The 17,232-nt window shown below is 62.3% G+C and carries 15 protein-coding genes and 3 tRNA genes; 9 read left to right on the top strand and 9 right to left on the bottom strand.

The genetic code is table 11. The annotated features are described in order from the left end of the window. Position 1 precedes the first annotated feature (1 nt). Positions 2–1,396, bottom strand: a complete 1,395-nt coding sequence (gene cysG, locus ACGYLD_RS12195; protein WP_271693476.1) for a siroheme synthase CysG — start codon at positions 1,394–1,396, stop codon at positions 2–4. A gap of 144 nt (positions 1,397–1,540) precedes the next feature. Between cysG and ACGYLD_RS12190 the strand changes: the two genes are divergently transcribed. Then, positions 1,541–2,002, top strand: coding sequence for an Lrp/AsnC family transcriptional regulator (locus tag ACGYLD_RS12190; protein WP_067265010.1), 462 nt, complete (start codon positions 1,541–1,543; stop codon positions 2,000–2,002). Between the two features lie 40 nt (positions 2,003–2,042). Here ACGYLD_RS12190 and tpiA read toward each other — a convergent pair whose 3' ends face one another. The 8 genes from tpiA to ACGYLD_RS12150 all read right to left on the bottom strand — a co-directional run bounded on the left by tpiA (position 2,043) and on the right by ACGYLD_RS12150 (position 9,812). After that, complete coding sequence (gene tpiA / locus ACGYLD_RS12185) at positions 2,043–2,792, bottom strand: triose-phosphate isomerase (protein WP_394402695.1); 750 nt, start codon at positions 2,790–2,792, stop codon at positions 2,043–2,045. A gap of 83 nt (positions 2,793–2,875) precedes the next feature. Then, positions 2,876–3,238 carry an iron-sulfur cluster assembly accessory protein gene (locus tag ACGYLD_RS12180; protein ID WP_067265014.1) on the bottom strand — a complete coding sequence of 121 codons (363 nt, stop codon included), beginning with the start codon at positions 3,236–3,238 and terminating at the stop codon, positions 2,876–2,878. A 53-nt stretch (positions 3,239–3,291) separates the two neighbouring features. Beyond that, a complete protein-coding gene (locus ACGYLD_RS12175) occupies positions 3,292–4,005 on the bottom strand; it encodes a DUF3307 domain-containing protein (RefSeq protein WP_271693478.1) in 714 nt (237 codons plus the stop codon). Positions 4,006–4,118: 113 nt separating this feature from the next. Next, positions 4,119–4,736: a hypothetical protein gene (locus ACGYLD_RS12170; protein WP_271693479.1), complete on the bottom strand. Its 618-nt coding sequence runs from the start codon at positions 4,734–4,736 to the stop codon at positions 4,119–4,121. 117 nt (positions 4,737–4,853) lie between these two features. Continuing rightward, positions 4,854–6,065 carry a glycerophosphodiester phosphodiesterase family protein gene (locus ACGYLD_RS12165; RefSeq protein ID WP_271693480.1) on the bottom strand — a complete coding sequence of 404 codons (1,212 nt, stop codon included), beginning with the start codon at positions 6,063–6,065 and terminating at the stop codon, positions 4,854–4,856. 187 nt (positions 6,066–6,252) lie between these two features. Then, positions 6,253–6,615 (bottom strand): SUF system Fe-S cluster assembly protein, encoded by a 363-nt coding sequence (locus tag ACGYLD_RS12160; RefSeq protein ID WP_209218051.1) that lies wholly within the window; start codon positions 6,613–6,615, stop codon positions 6,253–6,255. A gap of 93 nt (positions 6,616–6,708) precedes the next feature. Continuing rightward, the gene (gene rimK, locus ACGYLD_RS12155; RefSeq protein ID WP_271693481.1) at positions 6,709–8,091 is read right to left on the bottom strand and encodes a 30S ribosomal protein S6--L-glutamate ligase; all 1,383 of its coding nucleotides are present in this window, start codon (positions 8,089–8,091) and stop codon (positions 6,709–6,711) included. Positions 8,092–8,159: 68 nt separating this feature from the next. Next, complete coding sequence (locus ACGYLD_RS12150; protein WP_271693482.1) at positions 8,160–9,812, bottom strand: mechanosensitive ion channel family protein; 1,653 nt, start codon at positions 9,810–9,812, stop codon at positions 8,160–8,162. Positions 9,813–10,156: 344 nt separating this feature from the next. On the opposite strand from ACGYLD_RS12150, the gene tgt reads away from it, so the two are divergent. The 8 genes from tgt to ACGYLD_RS12110 all read left to right on the top strand — a co-directional run bounded on the left by tgt (position 10,157) and on the right by ACGYLD_RS12110 (position 17,232). Then, positions 10,157–11,284 (top strand): tRNA guanosine(34) transglycosylase Tgt, encoded by a 1,128-nt coding sequence (gene tgt, locus ACGYLD_RS12145; RefSeq protein WP_394402692.1) that lies wholly within the window; start codon positions 10,157–10,159, stop codon positions 11,282–11,284. Between the two features lie 105 nt (positions 11,285–11,389). After that, positions 11,390–12,484: an alkene reductase gene (locus ACGYLD_RS12140; RefSeq protein WP_394402690.1), complete on the top strand. Its 1,095-nt coding sequence runs from the start codon at positions 11,390–11,392 to the stop codon at positions 12,482–12,484. A gap of 232 nt (positions 12,485–12,716) precedes the next feature. Continuing rightward, on the top strand, positions 12,717–15,128 hold the full coding sequence (gene lon / locus ACGYLD_RS12135) for an endopeptidase La (protein WP_394402688.1): 2,412 nt from the start codon (positions 12,717–12,719) through the stop codon (positions 15,126–15,128). 152 nt (positions 15,129–15,280) lie between these two features. Further along, positions 15,281–15,355, top strand: a tRNA-Val gene (locus ACGYLD_RS12130). A gap of 133 nt (positions 15,356–15,488) precedes the next feature. Then, positions 15,489–16,070 carry a histidine phosphatase family protein gene (locus ACGYLD_RS12125; RefSeq protein ID WP_271693485.1) on the top strand — a complete coding sequence of 194 codons (582 nt, stop codon included), beginning with the start codon at positions 15,489–15,491 and terminating at the stop codon, positions 16,068–16,070. Beyond that, complete coding sequence (locus tag ACGYLD_RS12120; protein WP_271693486.1) at positions 16,067–16,636, top strand: histidine phosphatase family protein; 570 nt, start codon at positions 16,067–16,069, stop codon at positions 16,634–16,636. Before ACGYLD_RS12125 ends, ACGYLD_RS12120 begins: the two co-directional genes overlap by 4 nt. Positions 16,637–16,677: 41 nt before the next feature. Continuing rightward, a tRNA-Val gene (locus ACGYLD_RS12115) sits at positions 16,678–16,753 on the top strand. A gap of 402 nt (positions 16,754–17,155) precedes the next feature. Next, positions 17,156–17,232: transfer RNA gene (locus tag ACGYLD_RS12110), tRNA-Asp, on the top strand.

Below are 17,232 nucleotides of genomic sequence, written 5' to 3'. Positions count from 1 at the left end.
GTCAGGCCAGCTCCTCTAGCGGGGTTTCGGTGGCAACTTGGACGGCGGCGCGCGGGGCGAGGCCGTAGAAGGTGAGCGCGGGGCCGGTCATTTCGGCATCGGCGAGATCGCGCGGCAGATCGTTCAGCGTGGTCGACAGCACCCGCTGATCGGCGCGCGAGGCGTTTTCGATCACGGTGACGGGTGTTGCGCGGTCGGCGCCGTGCATCAGCAGGCGGCCTTGGACAAAACGGGCGGATTTCTTGCCCATATAGATAGCGGCGACTTCATTCGGGCGCGCGAGGGCAGCCCAGTCGTGATCGGCGAAACCTTTCATGTCATGCCCGGTGAGGAACCGGACCGAGGCATTGCGCCCCCGTTTGGTCAAGCTCTGCCCGATGCCCGCCACGGCGGCGGAGGCGGCGGTGATGCCGGGCACGATGTGCCAGCCGATACCATGGGCGTCGACTGCGTCGATCTCTTCGTCCAGACGACCGAAGACTGTGGCATCGCCGGATTTCAGCCGCACGACCTGCGCACCGCTCTGGGCATGTTCGACCAGCAGGGCATTGATATGCTCTTGGGCAGTGGAGGGGCCGAAACCCTCTTTGCCGACGTCGATCATCAGCGCCTCGCGGCGGGCAAGTTCGAGGATCTCGGGGCTGATCAGCCGGTCGTAGATGACCACATCGGCCTCATCCAGCGCGCGGCGGGCCTTGAGCGTCAGCAGTTCCGGGTCGCCCGGGCCACCGCCAACAAAGGCCACATGGCCTGCGCGGGCTTTGCGGGTGAGGTGGGTGTGCAGCAGGGTTTTCAGCGCCGGGCGCACGGTATCCTCGCCCTCAGCCATGGCGCGGGGGCCGGTGGCGAAATAATACTCCCGCCAGAAATCACGGCGCGCGCGGCCCATGGGCAGGGCATCGGCCAGCTTGCGAAAGCCTTTGCCGATGCGCGCCAGCGGGCCGAGGGTGACGGGCAGACGCTCTTCCAAATCGGCCTTGATGGCGCGGGCCAGCACCGGGGCGGCACCTTCGGTGCCGATGGCCACGGTCACCGGGTCGCGGTCGACGATGGCGGGGGTGATGAATTCGCTGTCATGCAGGTTGTCGACGATATTGACCAGCACGCCCGCCGCATGGGCCAGCGCGGCGTTTTCAGCATCCAGCGCGTCATCTTCATCCGCCGCGTAGAACAGCCGCGCGCCGGGCAGATCGGCGGCAGTAAGGGCGCGGCGGTGCAGGGTGAGCTTGCCCGCCCCCTGCCACTCGACAATCTCTGCCGCCGGGTCGGGGGCGAAGACATGCAGCGCCGCCTTGGTTTTCATCAGCAGGCGCAACTTGGCCAGAGCGGCTTCGCCGCCGCCGGAGAGGAGGATCTTTTGCCCGCGGGTGGCGAGGAAGATGGGAAAGTGATCCATGATGCGCCCTGTATTCTGTTTGACGTGACCTCTTATATAGGAAATATTCCCGATAATTGGCTATATGCTGGCGCAGATAAGAACATGCGTTCGCTTTGGCCGCAGGTTGAGTGTGAACGTCCTGCCGGGACGAGAGAGAAGAGAATGACTGTCCGAATTGATGAGACCGACCGGAAGATTTTGGCGCAGCTGCAACGGGATGCGAGCCAATCGCTGGACGATATTGCCCGTGAAGTGGGGTCTTCGAAAACGCCGGTGTGGAATCGGATACGCAAGCTGCGCGAAGCCGGGGTCATCGGCCAACAGACCGTGGTGCTGGATTCCGAAGCGCTTGGGTTCGAGGCCTGTTTCTTTGTCCTGATCCGCACGTCAGAGCATGAGGCGGCTTGGCAGGCAGCGTTTTTGCAGGCGTTGAAAGACCGGCCCGAGGTGCAGGAGGCGCACCGTCTGGCGGGGGATATCGACTATATCCTAAAGGTGCGGGTCAAGAACGCGCGGGCTTATGATGTCTTTTATCAGGCGCTGATTTCAGAGGTGAAGGTGCATAACGTCACGGCGCTTTTGTCGATGGAAGAGATCAAATCGACGACGATGCTGCCGTTGTAGCAAGGTGGTGCGGCGGAGGGCTCCGCCGCCTCGCATTGTGTTAAGACTGGGCGAGGGCCGTCACGATGGGCGCGAAATCCTCGGCCTTGAGGCTGGCCCCGCCGACCAGTGCGCCATCGACGTTTTCGACCGCGAAGATTTCGACCGCATTGGCAGCCTTTACCGAACCGCCGTAGAGCAGGGGGAGCGCATTGCCGATCTCCGCGCCGAAACGGTCGATCAGGCGGGTGCGGATGAAGTCATGCACCTCTTTGATCTGCGCAATGCTAGGGACCTTGCCGGTGCCGATGGCCCAAATCGGCTCATAAGCGATGACGGTGTTCCCGGCCTCCACGGTATCCGGGAGGGAGCCGTCGAGCTGCGCGCCGATAATGTCGAGCGTTTGGCCCGCGTCCCGTTCGGCTTCGCTTTCGCCGATGCAGATGATGGCGGTGAGACCGGCACCCCATGCGGCCCGTGCCTTGGCTTGTACATCGGCGTCAGTCTCGCGGTGGGCATCGCGGCGCTCGGAATGGCCGAGGATCACATGGCTGGCCCCGCTGTCGGCAACCATCGCGGCAGAGATATCGCCCGTGTAGGCGCCCGCTTCTTCGGCATGGCAATCCTGTGCGCCGATCTGGATCGGGCTGCCATGGGTGGCGTCGGTGGCGCGAAAGAGGAGGGTGCTGGGCGGGCAGATCACGACCTGCGGCGGGTTTTCGGGCAGGCCGGTGGCAAGGCTGTGAAGCTCTGTCAACGCGGCGGCGGTGCCGTTCATTTTCCAGTTGCCGGCGGCGATTTTGGGGCGCATCGGTTCCGTCCTGATCTGTTACTGTTGCCAGATCAGTTCGCAGGCCCGCAGCCTTTCGTCAAGGCCGGGGCCGATCGGCGCGCTTACTTCGCGCCGAGGCTTTCGTCGAATTTAATCGATTCGCCGCAGCCGCAGGCTTCGGTCACATTGGGATTGCGGAATTTGAAACCGGACTCGAGCAGCGTCGTTTCATAGTCGATCTCGGTGCCGAAAAGGAACATCTGCGCCATGGGGGCGATCATCACCCGCGCGCCGTCCTGCTCGACCACCTCATCGTTGGGGTCGGTCGCTTCGACGTATTCCATGGTATATTCCATGCCCGCACAGCCGCCTTTCTTGACGCCGATGCGCAGCCCTGCGTGGCCCGCCGATTGCATCAACTTCGCAATCTGGCCAGCGGCTTTGGGGGTCATGGTAACGGCTTGCTTGCCGGGAATGCCAAACATCACAAATCTCCTATGCCGCCAAGATAGGGGTGCGGCGCGGCGATCTCAAGCCGTCAGAAGGAATTCATTGCCGCCTTGGTGGCAAAGGCCGCGATGAGCGCCCAGCCGAATGAGGCTAGCGTGCCGATAATCACGTATTCGCTTATCTTCTGGTTCTTTTTCACGGTGTCAAAGCGCAGAATCGACTTTGCCGCGATGAGAAAACCGATGCCCGCAGGCTCGCCGATCATGACCATTAGAAAGATCAACGCGCGTTCCAGCAGGCCGATCATCCGGCCCGCATTCTCCAACCCATCCGGTTGGGCCTGCGCCTTGTGCGGCAGCATCAAACCACCCACGGCGGGACCGCCTGCGAGCGTCGCGGTGATCAGCCCCGCGATAAACAGGGCGGGCGGGATGAGCATGCTGCTGTGGTCGGCCCAGATGCCGCGGGCAAAGGCGTCGGGGGCATAGTGGACAAGGGCTACGATGGTGATGAGATGGGCGAGTTGATCGGTAAGGTAGGACCAAAGCCGGTCGCGCTGGTGCGCCGGCACGGCGTAGGTCTTGAGCGCATCAATTGCGGTATGGGCAAGCGCGAGGAGGGCGGCGGGGATCAAATTGCCGCCGAGGGCCAATGCGGTCAGGGCAAAGACGATAGCGCCGTGGAGCAGTAGCACTTGCGGCTTGCGCTTGGCGGCGACCATCGCATTGGTTTGAAAAACGAAATCGGCCAGCAAGTGAGCGATCAGGCAGGCGAGAGCGGTGGCGATGGCCTGTTCGGTCATAGAAATTCCGGTAGTTGGTGATGGCGTCCATTTGAAAAGCCATGGCGAGCCGGGACAAGTGTTTTCTTATGGTGTTTAACAGTCTAATTTGGCTGTAATTCGGTAAAACAGGCTTAAAGGGCTGTTTTGGGCGCCTCGAGTACCTCGCAGACCTCCCGCAACTCATCTATCCCCGCCGCCTCCACATGGCCCTGCACACTTTGCTGTGTCAGATCAAACTGCCGCGCAAGCTCTGCTTGGACGGGCGGGTCGGGGGCCAGCATGTAGTAGGCGACCTCGGCTTGGCGCTTGGTCCAGCCGCCCGCGATCCGGTCGGCGAGCGGTAGGGCCGTGCGCAGGGCGAGGGGGGCGTCGGGTGCATGCATGCGGCGCGCGCGGGGCATGTTGTCGAGCGCGTGGCCGGAGCTGACCAAGGCCGCTCCGTCCGCGCGGGATAGGTCGTTACCTGCGAAATGCGCGGGGCCGATACCGATGCCAAAGCGGGTGTCGGCGGTCTTGCCGCAGCGGCGCACGGTGGCGCGTAGGACGAGGGCTGCGCGGAAGGTGAAAGTGGGCGCCACGGCCATCTGCCAGCCATCTCCGCGAAAACGGGTCATCCGGGCGGGCTGGCCTTGCCAAGCAGTCAGCGCCTCGGCGGCATCATCAAGGCGCGCGAAAATGGCATCCAACTCCGCCCGGCTCATCGCAGAGGATTTCACGATATCGCCGGTAAAAATTGCCCAAGTTTCCATGGCTTGCCCCTTGTTTCCCGCAATGTCGCAGGAAGGTGAAATCCATGCAAGCCCGGCCACGGAAAAGGGCCGCCCGAAAGGGGGTGGCCCTGATGGCGTTCTAACGGCTAGGACCGATCAGAGGCCCATGCAGTTCGCATAATAGGTCACGGTCGCGGGCCAGTCAGAGAAGACACCGGCCACGCCCACGTCTTTGGCCAGCACATCCAGCGCCACCAGATAGTCGCTGTCGTCTTTCACGATGTCATTGACCGACTGGAAGTACCAACCGCCACCCGAGGCGAGCGGGCCGGAACGCTCCAGCGTCCATGCGATCAGGATCAGCCCTGCTTCTTTCGCGGCCATGGCGTATTCGGATGCGGCAATGGCGCCGTCCTTATTGGTCAGCATCATGTTGAGCGAGGGGGCGAGGTAGTTCACGCCCTTGGCTTTCAGATCAGCGAAATCTTCGGCCCAAGTCTCGGGGTTTTGCTCATCGAAACCATCGGACCATTGCACCAGATAGACGGCCTGTTTGCCGAATTCCGGTGTGTTCTCAATCCAGTAAAGCACGTCTTCGAGGTTGAAGGACTGCGGCCAAACGTCGGAGGCGGGGATGCCTGCGGCGACATATTCATCCACCAGCTTCTGCGCGTAGTCTTCCTGAGAGAAACCCTCATGCGGCATCTCGACGGAGGGGGATTTCAGCTCTGGCGTGAACTTGGCGCCCAGAGATTTGAACAGTTCGATCGATTCCGCATGGGTCATCAGATCGGCCTTGTCGCTGTAAAGCTCGGTGCGCCAATTCGCGACGCCGCCCTGATAGTCTTCGGCGGTGGTGGCGGTCTTGTCGGCGCTGTCCATCTTGGGCGTCAGGGTGCGGAATTCGGCCAAGGTGATGTCGGAGGTGCGGCATTCGGCGCTGGCGGGCGTGTCACCCGACGCGGCAGTGAAGCCGGTGGTGCATTTCTCGGCCAGATCGGAGACGAGGATGTTCGTCGTGGTGTGCAGGTCGTTCTGGGCGTGGCGGCAGACCAGTTCATGATCGGCGGTAAAGGTCACGTCGCATTCCAGAATGCCCGCGCCCATACGCGCGGCGGCGACGTTGGATTGCACAGTATGCTCAGGAAACATCAGCGGCGCGCCACGGTGGCCGATGGAGAAATCGGTTTTGGTGGCGTCTTGCCCCATGCAGGAGGCCAGCTTGTCCTTCAATGCGCCCTCGGGCAGCTTGTCCACCAGATAGGCCGGGCGGGGGCCGTATTCCACCGGTGTCGCGGCGGCGTGGGTCTCGGCCAGTGCCATGCCGGGCGCGAGGGCCAGAGCGGCGAGAGAAACAAGTGTTCGCATAATGTTATCCGTTCGTGAATGAAGTTCTGGGGCTTCTATGGGTGCCCGATGTAACGGTTTCACGACCGGATCATGTCAGTCAAATGAACAATCCGCGGTGAACCCGCTCGGCGGGAAGCGGCCAAAAGAAAACGCCGCCGATGAGTTACATCGACGGCGTCTTTTGTTCGCGCTGCGAAACTGTCGGTTACATGAAGCCCAGTTCGAGACGGGCTTCGTCAGACATCATATCCATGCCCCAAGGCGGCTCCCAAACCAGTGCCACATTGACCTGCTTGACCCCGGCGATCGGCTCAACCGCATCGGCAACCCAGCCGGGCATCTCACCGGCCACGGGGCAGCCGGGCGCGGTCAACGACATCTTGATGTCGACTTCATTCTCGTCGTTGATGTCGATGGTGTAGATCAGCCCCAGTTCATAGATATTCACCGGGATCTCAGGGTCATAGACCGTGCGACAAGCCTCAACGACCTGCTCGTAAAGCGGGTGGTCGGTGGAAGAGGGCGCAATCAGCGGTGTCCCTTCGAGTGGTTGGGTCTGTTCGGTCATCTCTTGCCTCGCATCATTCTCGACTTTTTATATAGGGATCGCGGGCAGAGGCGTAAAGTGGCCCCGCACCGTGAGGGGCCGCTGCCGCCCGCGTTATCCCCCTTTGCGGCGCCGCGCGGGCTGTGGCTTCACACGGGCTTCGATCTCGTCATAGACCTTGCCGACGATGTCTTTCTTGGTGGCATTCTCGATCCCCTCGAAACCGGGGGAGGAGTTGACCTCAAGCACCTTTGGCCCGCTTTCCGACCGCAGCAGATCGACCCCGGCGATGCCAAGGCCAAAGGCCCGGGCGGCGCGCACGGCGGTATCGCGTTCCTCTTTCGAGATGCGCACGACCTTGGCCGAGCCGCCCCGGTGCAGGTTTGAGCGGAAGTCCCCCTCGGCGCCCGTGCGTTTCATAGAGGCCACGACCTTGCCCGCCACCACGAGACAGCGGATGTCTTCACCGGCGGCTTCCTTGACGAAATCCTGCACGAGGAAGTTGGCGCGCAGGCCACGGAAGGCGTCGATCACACTCTCGGCGGCCTTCTTGGTTTCTGCCAGCACGACGCCCTTGCCTTGGGTCGACTCCAGCAGCTTCACGATCAGCGGCGCGGTGCCCACCAATGCCATCAGGTTGGAGGTGTCTTTCGGCGATGCGGCAAAGGCCGTGGTCGGCATGCCAATGCGCTTGGCGGCCAAGACCTGATGCGCATGCAGCTTGTCGCGGCTCGCGGTGATCCCGGCCGAGCCGTTGACGCAATAGGTGCCGATCGTTTCGAACTGGCGGATCACGGCGGTGCCATAGGGGGTGATCGACGCGCCGATGCGCGGGATCACCGCGTCGTAGCGCGGCAGGCGCTTGCCGTCGTAATGCACCTCGGGGGCCAGTTGGTTGATCGCCATATAGCAGCGCGTGGTGTCGATCACCTCAACCACATGGCCGCGCGCTTCGCCCACCTCGACCAGCCGGCGGGTGGAATAGTTGTCTTCCCGGCTTAGCACGGCAATGCGCAGGGCGCGCTGCGGCGCTTTGTGGCGTAGGCTGGCGGTGTGGTAAACGTCGTAATTCAGGTCAGGTTGCAGCCGTCGTTCGGTGGCCGAGATGTTGATATGTTCGGTCAGCGCCTGACGGCCCAGCAGCATGCGGCTGGTCATGGTGCCCCGGTTGGTCAGGGTCACGTCGATGGGCCAGCTTTGGCCGCCGACCTCAAGCGTGGTGGCGATGACGAAACGTTGCTCGGATTCGCCGTTGGAAGAGGTCACCTCGCGCCGGTCAATGATCGGGGCGGAACAGGTGATCGAGATATCCTCGCGCCCGGAAATGGGATGCACGTTGAACCGCACCTTGGGCTTGGAGGCGGGGCCGAAAACTTCGATGTCATGGGCATGCAGCGCCGAGGTGCGCGCGCCGGTGTCGACTTTTGCTTTGATCGCGGGCAGGCCAAGATCGGGCAGGGCAACCCATTCTTCCCAACCGAATGTGAGTTTTTCCATTGCCTGCTCCTTAGGTCATTGGTCTGCCTGCCTAACCTGCGGCAGGGGCTGCATCAAGCGGCGCGATGTCAGGGGGTGCCCATATCCGCGGGGGCGGGGGGCAACATGCGGACGTCGTCTTCTTTCTCCATCCGCGCGGCGGCGGCAAGAAGTTCCTCGCGCACGCGGCATTCGATATCCCAAAAGGTGGCGGCATTGTCGGTGGGCAACTCGAAGCGCACCTTGATGCCAAAGGCATCTTGGTCGAGCACATGCACCTTGGCCTTGTCCATCGGTTTGACATCATCGGGGTCTTCGCGGGCCAAGAGGTCAAAGAACACGCGGCGCAGGGCTGCCACATCGGCGTTTTGCGACAGGGTCAGAATGATGGGGCGCACCATGGCGTGATCCTCGATCGACCAGTTTTCAAAGGCGTCGGAGACGAAATAGCTGACCGGCACGATCAGCCGGGTGCCGTTCCAGTTGAGCAGTTGCACGTAAGTAAAGTGAATTTGCTCAACGGTGCAGAAATGCCCTTCGAAGATCAGCTGATCCCCGATCCGTGCAGAGCGGTTCAGCGCAATCTGGATAGAGGCGAGGATATTGCCCAGAACCTCACGCGCGGCGAAACCCAAGACGATGGTCACCGCACCGGCAGAGGCCAGCAGCGACAGGCCAAGGGTGTTGTCCGCATTGCTGGAGACGAGGATCACCCCCGAGGCGACCAGCACGGCGATCACAATCACCCCTTTACGCGCCGCCGCGATTGTCGTGGCGATGGAGCGCATATGGGCGTTCATCGGATCGGCAAGCTCATAGGCGTTGTTGGGGCTGATCCGGTCAAAGATCTCGTCAAAGGTAAAGACAATGGCGAGGGCGGCGGCGGTAACATAGGCGATCAGCAAAATCGGGCTCAGCACCGCGTCGATAAAGCCCGAGACGACCAAGACCCGACTGGTGGCCGTGCCGATGATCGCGGCGCAAAGCACGATGGCGGCGGGCCAGCGGAAGGAGCGGAGCACAAAGCGCATCCAGCGGCGTTTGGCGGCCTGCCCAAGGCGGCGCATGATGCTGAAGGCGAACCAACCGGCTGTGAGTGCGACCGCCATGAGAAGGGGCAGGAACAGCACTTCCCAGAGGTACATGCCCCAAAAGGCGCGGATGCGCAGCCAGTCGGGCAGCATCGTCTCAAGGTCCGTGGGGCCATACTGCGCGTGGAGATGCGGAATGTTGTCGATGCTTTGGCGCGAGAAGACCCAGACAGGCTCAGCATCCTCACCGGGTTTGATCCGGTTGAGCCGCAGTGGCACGTCATGGCCGCCCAGTTCCAGACGGTCGATCAAGAGCGAACGGCGCACGCGCCCGGTGTCATTGTCCTCGGCCGAGCCTGAGAGCCAGCCGTCGGGCCGGTCCGCCAGCCTGCGCCATGGCACGACGACCTTGCGCTCCATCAGGACGGAAAGTTGAAAAGCGCGCTCGGCCCCAATAACCGCCTGATCCCCTTGCGGCAGGTCCGACAGGTCAAGGATATGGGCCGCGTCCGAATAGTGCCCATTGTCGGTGAGGTAGATGAAGCTTTCTAACGCGGCCATCGGTGTGCCGCGGTCCAGCGTCTCAGGCGGTGGCGGCAGGCCGGGGTTCAGCTCGGTTGTTTGGAACCATTTCTCCTGCGCCTGCCCGGTGGCGGCCCCCGTCAGCAGCGCAATCGCCAGCACGAAGGCCCCCAGAAAACGAGGAAACACAGTCGCGAAAGCGCGTGGGAGTAAGGCAAGCCGCTGCATGGATAGCGCAATGTAGCGGGGGTTCGGGCAATTCAAGGCTACGCGGCGCTTTGAAACGCTATTTGCGGGCGTTCGGGCTGCGTTGAGGTTGCGCGTAGCGAGCCGCGCATAGTTGGATTGCTGGCTTCAAAGCGTGCGCAGGAATGCGTTGGGGGTGATCAAGCGGCGGCGATCCAGCCCGGCCAAGCACCAAGCCCGTTATCCTTTGAACGATACCATTCTCGTGCAATCTCGGCTATTTCAGCTTTATTGCATGTTTCCCGCCACTGGTTTATCGCGCCAGTCGCAGGCAGAGAGGGCATCGTATGACCAGCACCGGATTCACCAAACACGCGCAGGACGGCAAGGCACGCAGCGGCGTGATCCAAACCCCGCGCGGCGAGATCCGCACGCCTGCCTTCATGCCGGTGGGCACAGCAGCGACGGTTAAGGCGATGATGCCCGAGAGCGTGGCCTCCACCGGCGCGGACATTCTGCTGGGCAATACCTACCACCTGATGCTGCGCCCTACGGCAGAGCGTGTGGCCGCCTTGGGCGGGCTGCATAAGTTCATGAATTGGGACAAGCCGATCCTGACCGACAGTGGCGGTTTTCAGGTGATGAGCCTTGCCGGCCTGCGCAAGCTGACCGAACGCGGCGTGACTTTCAAAAGCCACATCGACGGCTCCAAACATGAGATCACGCCGGAGCGCTCGATGGAGATTCAGGAGCTTCTGGGTTCCGACATTGTCATGTGTTTCGATGAATGCCCGGCGCTGCCCGCCGACCGGGACCGCATCGCCGAAAGCATGCGTCTGTCGATGCGCTGGGCCAAGCGCAGCCGAGAGGCCTTTGGCGACCGCCCCGGTCACATGTTGTTCGGCATCCAGCAAGGCGGGTTGGAAGAAGACTTCCGCCAAGAAAGCGCCGAGGCGCTGCGCGAGATCGGCTTTGACGGCTATGCCGTCGGTGGCCTGGCCGTGGGGGAGGGGCAGCAGGCGATGTTCTCTACCTTGGATTTCTCGACCGACATGCTGCCCGAGGACAAGCCGCGCTACCTGATGGGCGTGGGCAAGCCCGACGATATCGTCGGTGCCGTGGCGCGCGGCATCGACATGATGGACTGTGTGCTGCCCTCACGCTCTGGCCGTACGGGGCAGGTCTTTACCCGGATGGGCGTGCTCAACATCAAGAACGCGCGGCATCAGGATGATCCGCGCCCGCTGGATGAGAATTGCAGCTGCCCGGCCTGCCGCAACTATTCGCGCGCCTATCTGCATCACGTCTTCCGCAGCCAAGAGATCATCTCGTCCATGCTGCTGACATGGCACAACCTGCAATACTACCAAGACATCATGGCCGGCATGCGCGCAGCCACCGCGGCGGGGCGGTTCACCCAGTGGCAGGCCGATTTCCACGCAGGCCGCGAACAGGGCGACATCGACCCGCTCTGAGGGGCGGGCGCTTCGGCCTCACGGGAATTTGTGCGGATGATCCTTGCTGCAAGGTGGCGGGGTCTTAGGTGCCTTGCACATTCTATTGCAAGGAAAGGCCCGAATATGACCGAGAAGCTTTTTACCCCTTTCACCGCCGGTGAGATCGCGGCCGAGAACCGTTTGGTGATGGCCCCCCTGACGCGCAACCGCGCGGATAATGAGACCGGCGAAGTCTCGGACATGCATGTCGATTATTATCGCCAGCGGGCCGGTGCGGGCATCATCATCACCGAAGCCACCCAGATCAGCCCCGAGGGCAAGGGCTATTTCCAGACCCCCGGCATTCATAGCGAGGGCCAGGTCGCCGCGTGGCGCAAGGTGACCGACGCGGTCCATGCCGAAGGTGGGCGGATCGTCATCCAGCTTTGGCATGTGGGCCGGATCAGCCACACCTCCCTACAACCCAACGGCGGCAAGCCTGTCGCGCCTTCTGCTATCGGCGCTGGCGTGAAAACCTTCACCGCCAACGGGTTCGAGGATACCTCCGAGCCACGCGCGCTTGAATTGGATGAGATGCCGCGTCTGGTCGCCGACTATGCCCATGCCGCCGAGATGGCCAAGAAAGCAGGCTTCGACGGGGTCGAGGTTCACGGGGCCAATGGCTATCTGCTGGACCAATTCCTCAAAACCGGCAGCAACAAACGCGAGGACGCCTATGGCGGCAGCGTGGAAAACCGCGCGCGGCTGCTGTTCGAGGTGCTGGATGCGGTGACGGAAGTCTGGGGCGGCGAACGTGTGGGGCTGCGCCTCTCGCCCTTTTCGCCCGCCAACGGGATCGAAGACGCCAATCCGCAAGAGACCTTTGAGTATGTCGTGAAGGGGCTGAACCGGTACAACCTGTCCTATCTGCACCTTGTCGAAGGGGCGACAGGCGGTTCGCGCGAGTTGGATGAAGGCGAAAGCATCGCCGCGCTGCGGGCGCTCTTTGACGGGCCTTACATGGCCAACAACGGCTATGACCGCGAGATGGCGATCAAGGCCGTGGCCGAGGATAAGGCCGATCTGATTGCCGTGGGCCGCCCCTTCATCGCGAACCCCGATCTGCCGCGCCGCTGGCAGATGAACGGGCCGCTGAACGAGGGCGATACCGATACCTACTACGGCGGTGGGCGTGAAGGCTTTACCGATTATCCGACGCTGGAACAGGCCGAAGCCTGACCGAACAGGGGCGCCCGCGCGGCGCCCCTTTCTTACGACGCGTGCAATTGGGGCGAATTCACCCCATCGCGCGCTTGCCTCCACCCCGCCGAAGCGCGATGATGGCGGCCGAATAGCCCGCAAGGGATTGAAACAGGCGGATGGGATGCACACATGTCCTGTCCAGAAGAGGGGATGTCAGAGGCCGCCTATGACAGGGGCCCGGATGTCTTGCTAAGATAAGGAATTGAGCATGTTAGAGCCACTGAACGCATCCTACCCGGTGCTTCCGCTGCGCGACATCGTCGTGTTTCCCCACATGATCGTGCCGCTTTTCGTTGGCCGCGAGAAATCCGTCCGTGCCCTTGAAGAGGTGATGGCGGACGATAAACAAATCCTGCTGTCGAGCCAGATCGACCCAGCCGAGGATGATCCCGACACATCCGGCATCTACAAGGCCGGTGTGCTGGCCAATGTGCTGCAACTGCTGAAACTGCCCGATGGCACCGTGAAAGTGCTGGTCGAAGGCCAAGCGCGGGTGCGCATCACCGAATACCTTGAGAACGACAATTTCTTCGAAGCCCGCGCCGAGTATCTGACCGAGATGCCGGGTGACGCGGCCACCACGGAGGCGCTCTTGCGCACCGTGGCTGATGAGTTCGAGCGCTACGCCAAGGTCAAGAAGAACGTTCCCGAAGAAGCGCTTGCCGCCGTTGGCGAAAGCGCCGAGCCTGCGCGTCTGGCCGATCTCGTGGCCGGTCACCTCGGCATCGAGGTCGAGCAGAAGCAGGACTTGCTGGAGACGCTGAGCATCTCCGAGCGGCTTGAGAAGGTTTACGGCCTGATGCAGGGCGAAATGTCGGTGCTGCAGGTCGAGAAGAAGATCAAGACCCGCGTGAAGTCGCAGATGGAGCGGACACAGCGCGAGTACTATCTGAATGAACAGATGAAGGCGATCCAGCAGGAGCTGGGTGACGGCGAGGACGGCAAGAACGAAGTCGCCGAGCTTGAAGCCAAGATCGCCGAGACCAAGCTGAGCAAGGAAGCCCGCGAAAAGGCCGAGGCCGAGCTGAAGAAGCTCAAGAACATGTCGCCAATGTCGGCCGAAGCCACCGTGGTGCGTAACTACCTCGACTGGATGCTGTCGATCCCGTGGGGCGTGAAGTCCCGCGTGAAGAAAGACTTGGGCCGCGCGCAAAAAGTGCTGGATGACGATCACTATGGCCTTGAGAAGGTCAAGGAGCGCATTGTCGAGTATCTGGCCGTGCAGCAGCGCTCGACCAAGATGAAAGGCCCGATCATGTGCCTCGTCGGCCCTCCGGGCGTCGGCAAGACCTCCCTTGGCAAATCGGTCGCCAAGGCCACGGGGCGCGAGTTCATCCGCATCTCGCTCGGCGGCGTGCGCGACGAATCCGAGATCCGCGGCCACCGCCGGACCTACATCGGCTCCATGCCCGGCAAGATCATTCAGGCGCTGAAGAAGGCCAAGACCACGAACCCGCTCATCCTGCTCGACGAAATCGACAAGATGGGTCAGGACTTCCGTGGCGATCCGGCCTCGGCCATGCTCGAAGTGCTCGACCCGGAGCAGAACGGCACCTTCGTGGACCACTATCTCGAAGTGGAATACGACCTGTCGAACGTGATGTTCCTGACCACCTCGAACAGCTACAACATGCCCGGCCCGCTGCTCGACCGGATGGAGATCATTCCGCTCTCGGGCTACACCGAGGACGAGAAGCGCGAGATCGCCAAGCAGCATCTGGTGGCCAAGCAGATCAAGAACCACGGCCTGAAGGAGAAGGAATTCAAAATCGAGGATTCTGCTCTGACCGGCATGATCCGCTACTACACCCGTGAGGCCGGCGTGCGGAACCTTGAGCGCGAGATTGCCAAGGTGGCGCGCAAGTCGCTGACCAAGATCGTCAAGAAAGAGGCCGAGAGCGTCACCGTCACCGGCGACAACCTGGAAGACTTCCTTGGCGTGCGCAAGCACCGCTTTGGTCTGGCCGAGGAGAAGGACCAGATCGGTGTTGTGACCGGGCTGGCCTATACCTCCGTTGGGGGCGAGCTTCTGTCGATCGAAGCGCTGCGCCTGCCGGGTAAGGGTCGGATGAAGACCACCGGTAAGCTGGGCGACGTGATGAAGGAAAGCATCGACGCGGCAAGCTCTTACGTCCGGTCGATCTCGCCGCAGATCGGGGTCAAACCGCCGAAGTTCGACACGCTGGACATCCACGTCCACGTGCCCGATGGCGCCACGCCCAAGGATGGTCCCTCGGCCGGTCTGGCGATGGTCACCTCGATCGTCTCGGTGCTAACGCAGATCCCGGTGCGGCGCGACATCGCCATGACCGGCGAGGTCAGCTTGCGCGGCAACGCGATGCCGATCGGCGGATTGAAGGAGAAACTTCTCGCGGCCCTGCGCGGCGGCATCACCACGGTGCTGATCCCCAAGGAGAACGAGAAAGACCTGCCGGACATCCCCGACAACGTCAAAGAGGGGCTGACCATCATCCCGGTGGGCCATGTTTCGGAAGTTCTGGAGCATGCGCTGGTGAGCAAGCCAAAAGCGATCGATTGGGACGAAGCCGCCCAAGAGGCAGCCGAGGCCGCCGCGATGAAGGCCCGTGCCGCAGGCGTGGACGCCACGACCACGCATTAAGGCGAACGGCCTGTCAGAATGTCATCAACGCGCGCCTTTCGGGGCGCGCGTTTTTCGTATCCACCGTGGGGCAGGGCCCGCCGCATCTCGCGACAGTTTTTGCGCCAAACCCTCTTGCAAGACGCGCCGCAATTGGCTACTTCGCCCCGCAAGGGTGATTAGCTCAGTGGTAGAGCGCTTCGTTCACATCGAAGATGTCAGGAGTTCAAATCTCTTATCACCCACCATTTTCCCCCTAGTTCGCGTTAAATGAGTTGGCTGCCTCGAGCCTGCGCCCATGTCCCATGGCTTGCCTTCTCTGCGTCGGAGTGATCCTTATCCCCATCGGCCCATACCACGGGCACCACGGGCGGAGAGAGCATGTCGGCACATCCTAAAATCTGGTTCCTGCGCCACGGGCAGACCGAGTGGAATCGCGCGTTTCGTCTGCAAGGACATCTCGATTCACCGCTGACCGATCAGGGCATCGCTGAAGCCGAGCGACAAGCGCAGATCATGCCAGCGATCCTTGCGCAAAAGCCGGATATCCTCGTCTCTCCGCTTGGCCGCGCGCAGCAGACGGCGCGGATTGCGTTGAATGGGGCCGCTTTCCAAACGGATGCCCGGCTGAAAGAAATCCATGCAGGCGATTGGCAGGGGGCAACCCGGGATGGGATATTCGCCGCGCACCCCAACCTCGCTGCCCGCGCCCCGGCCCCGTTGGAGATCTACGCCGCCGCGCCGGGCGGGGAGGGGCTGGCGGCCTTTCGTGGGCGGATACGGGCGGTGCTCGACAGTTTGACCGCGCCGACGGTGCTGGTCGCCCACGGGCTCTGGGGGCAGGTGCTTCGCGCAGAGGTATGCGGCGTCGATGCGGCAGAGGCCGGTCGGCTCAGCAACCGGCAGGGCTGCGTCTATCTGTTGGAGAACAGGACCGAGCGCATCTTGGAAGCTCCCGCATGAGCCGTTACACGACGCTCTATATCCTGCGCCATGGGGAGACGGAGTGGAACCTCGCCAATCGGCTCCAAGGGCATTTCGATTCCCCGCTGACCGAGCGGGGGCGCGAACAGGCCGCGGCGCAGAATGCTATTCTGAAACGCTGCAATCTAGCGGGGTTCTCGGCGCTCAGCAGCCCGCAGGGGCGGGCGGTGGTCACAGCCGAAATCGCGCTGGCAGGGACGGGGCTAAAGGCTGCGCCTGATCCTCGTTTGGGGGAGATCGGCATCGGCGCTTGGGCCGGAATGCCGCGCGAGACGTTGCTGCGCCAAACCCCCGCCGCGCGTGATTCCTACGATCTTTATGAACACGCCCCCGAGGGGGAGGGATTCGCGGCGCTGCATAAGCGCTGCCAGCGCTTTCTGGACAGCCTGACCGGCCCCCATGTGCTGATCACCCACGGCATCACATCGCGCATGTTGCGTCTTATTTTACTGGGCCGCACGCCTGCCGCGCTGCGGGAGATGCAAGGCGGGCAGGGGGTGGTTTTCCGTCTTGAGAACGGTCAGCAAGAAAGGCTGACATTATAGGCTTGAAGCCCGCCCCCACCTTGGGCTATCAGGTCCAAGTCGGGTCGTTAGCTCAGTTGGTAGAGCGCTTCGTTTACACCGAAGATGTCGGGAGTTCGAGCCTCTCACGACCCACCATCCCTCCAACCTATTTATTTGGATCAACCGGCTGCCCCAGTGGTGAGCCCGACCGACGCCCGCCCGCTGCGCGGTCAGTCTGGGTCGGGAGTTCGAGCCTCTCACGACGCAGCATTTCCCTCTCGTTCAGCGATTGATGTTGGGCCATCAGCTCAATGCCTCCGCGGCATAGCAGTATTCCAAGCCATAGCCTTCGTCAGCCCCGACCATCGGGGCGGCCAAGCAAAAGCGGCCCGATCCCTCCGCGAAAATCACCCGATTTTCGGCCTCAAACCCAGCCCATCAAACGCCCCAAAAACAACTTACGAAAATTTCACATTTTCGCGCAAACCGCGCTTGACGGCGGAGCGCCCTCACCATAGAACACCCAAACGCTCCGGGGCGACCTGGAGAGTGCAGCGGGCGGTTGTAGCTCAGTTGGTTAGAGTACCGGCCTGTCACGCCGGGGGTCGCGGGTTCGAGCCCCGTCAACCGCGCCA

Source organism: Sulfitobacter sp. 1A12056, from assembly GCF_043558125.1.
In the GTDB taxonomy this organism is placed as follows: Bacteria; Pseudomonadota; Alphaproteobacteria; order Rhodobacterales; family Rhodobacteraceae; genus Sulfitobacter; species Sulfitobacter faviae.
The sequence above is the reverse complement of the archived record's forward strand: the minus strand, read 5'-3'. Positions and strand labels throughout refer to the sequence as shown.

Bases quoted from the DNA above. Each gene is read 5' to 3' on its own strand.
- ACGYLD_RS12180 (WP_067265014.1), bottom strand. From the start codon at position 3,238: ATGTTTGGCATTCCCGGCAAGCAAGCCGTTACCATGACCCCCAAAGCC.
- lon (WP_394402688.1), top strand. From the start codon at position 12,717: ATGTTAGAGCCACTGAACGCATCCTACCCGGTGCTTCCGCTGCGCGAC.
- ACGYLD_RS12140 (WP_394402690.1), top strand. From the start codon at position 11,390: ATGACCGAGAAGCTTTTTACCCCTTTCACCGCCGGTGAGATCGCGGCC.
- ACGYLD_RS12165 (WP_271693480.1), bottom strand. From the start codon at position 6,065: ATGCGAACACTTGTTTCTCTCGCCGCTCTGGCCCTCGCGCCCGGCATG.
- rimK (WP_271693481.1), bottom strand. From the start codon at position 8,091: ATGGAAAAACTCACATTCGGTTGGGAAGAATGGGTTGCCCTGCCCGAT.
- cysG (WP_271693476.1), bottom strand. From the start codon at position 1,396: ATGGATCACTTTCCCATCTTCCTCGCCACCCGCGGGCAAAAGATCCTC.
- ACGYLD_RS12125 (WP_271693485.1), top strand. From the start codon at position 15,489: ATGTCGGCACATCCTAAAATCTGGTTCCTGCGCCACGGGCAGACCGAG.
- ACGYLD_RS12120 (WP_271693486.1), top strand. From the start codon at position 16,067: ATGAGCCGTTACACGACGCTCTATATCCTGCGCCATGGGGAGACGGAG.
- tpiA (WP_394402695.1), bottom strand. From the start codon at position 2,792: ATGCGCCCCAAAATCGCCGCCGGCAACTGGAAAATGAACGGCACCGCC.
- ACGYLD_RS12190 (WP_067265010.1), top strand. From the start codon at position 1,541: ATGACTGTCCGAATTGATGAGACCGACCGGAAGATTTTGGCGCAGCTG.
- ACGYLD_RS12170 (WP_271693479.1), bottom strand. From the start codon at position 4,736: ATGGAAACTTGGGCAATTTTTACCGGCGATATCGTGAAATCCTCTGCG.
- ACGYLD_RS12175 (WP_271693478.1), bottom strand. From the start codon at position 4,005: ATGACCGAACAGGCCATCGCCACCGCTCTCGCCTGCCTGATCGCTCAC.
- ACGYLD_RS12160 (WP_209218051.1), bottom strand. From the start codon at position 6,615: ATGACCGAACAGACCCAACCACTCGAAGGGACACCGCTGATTGCGCCC.
- tgt (WP_394402692.1), top strand. From the start codon at position 10,157: ATGACCAGCACCGGATTCACCAAACACGCGCAGGACGGCAAGGCACGC.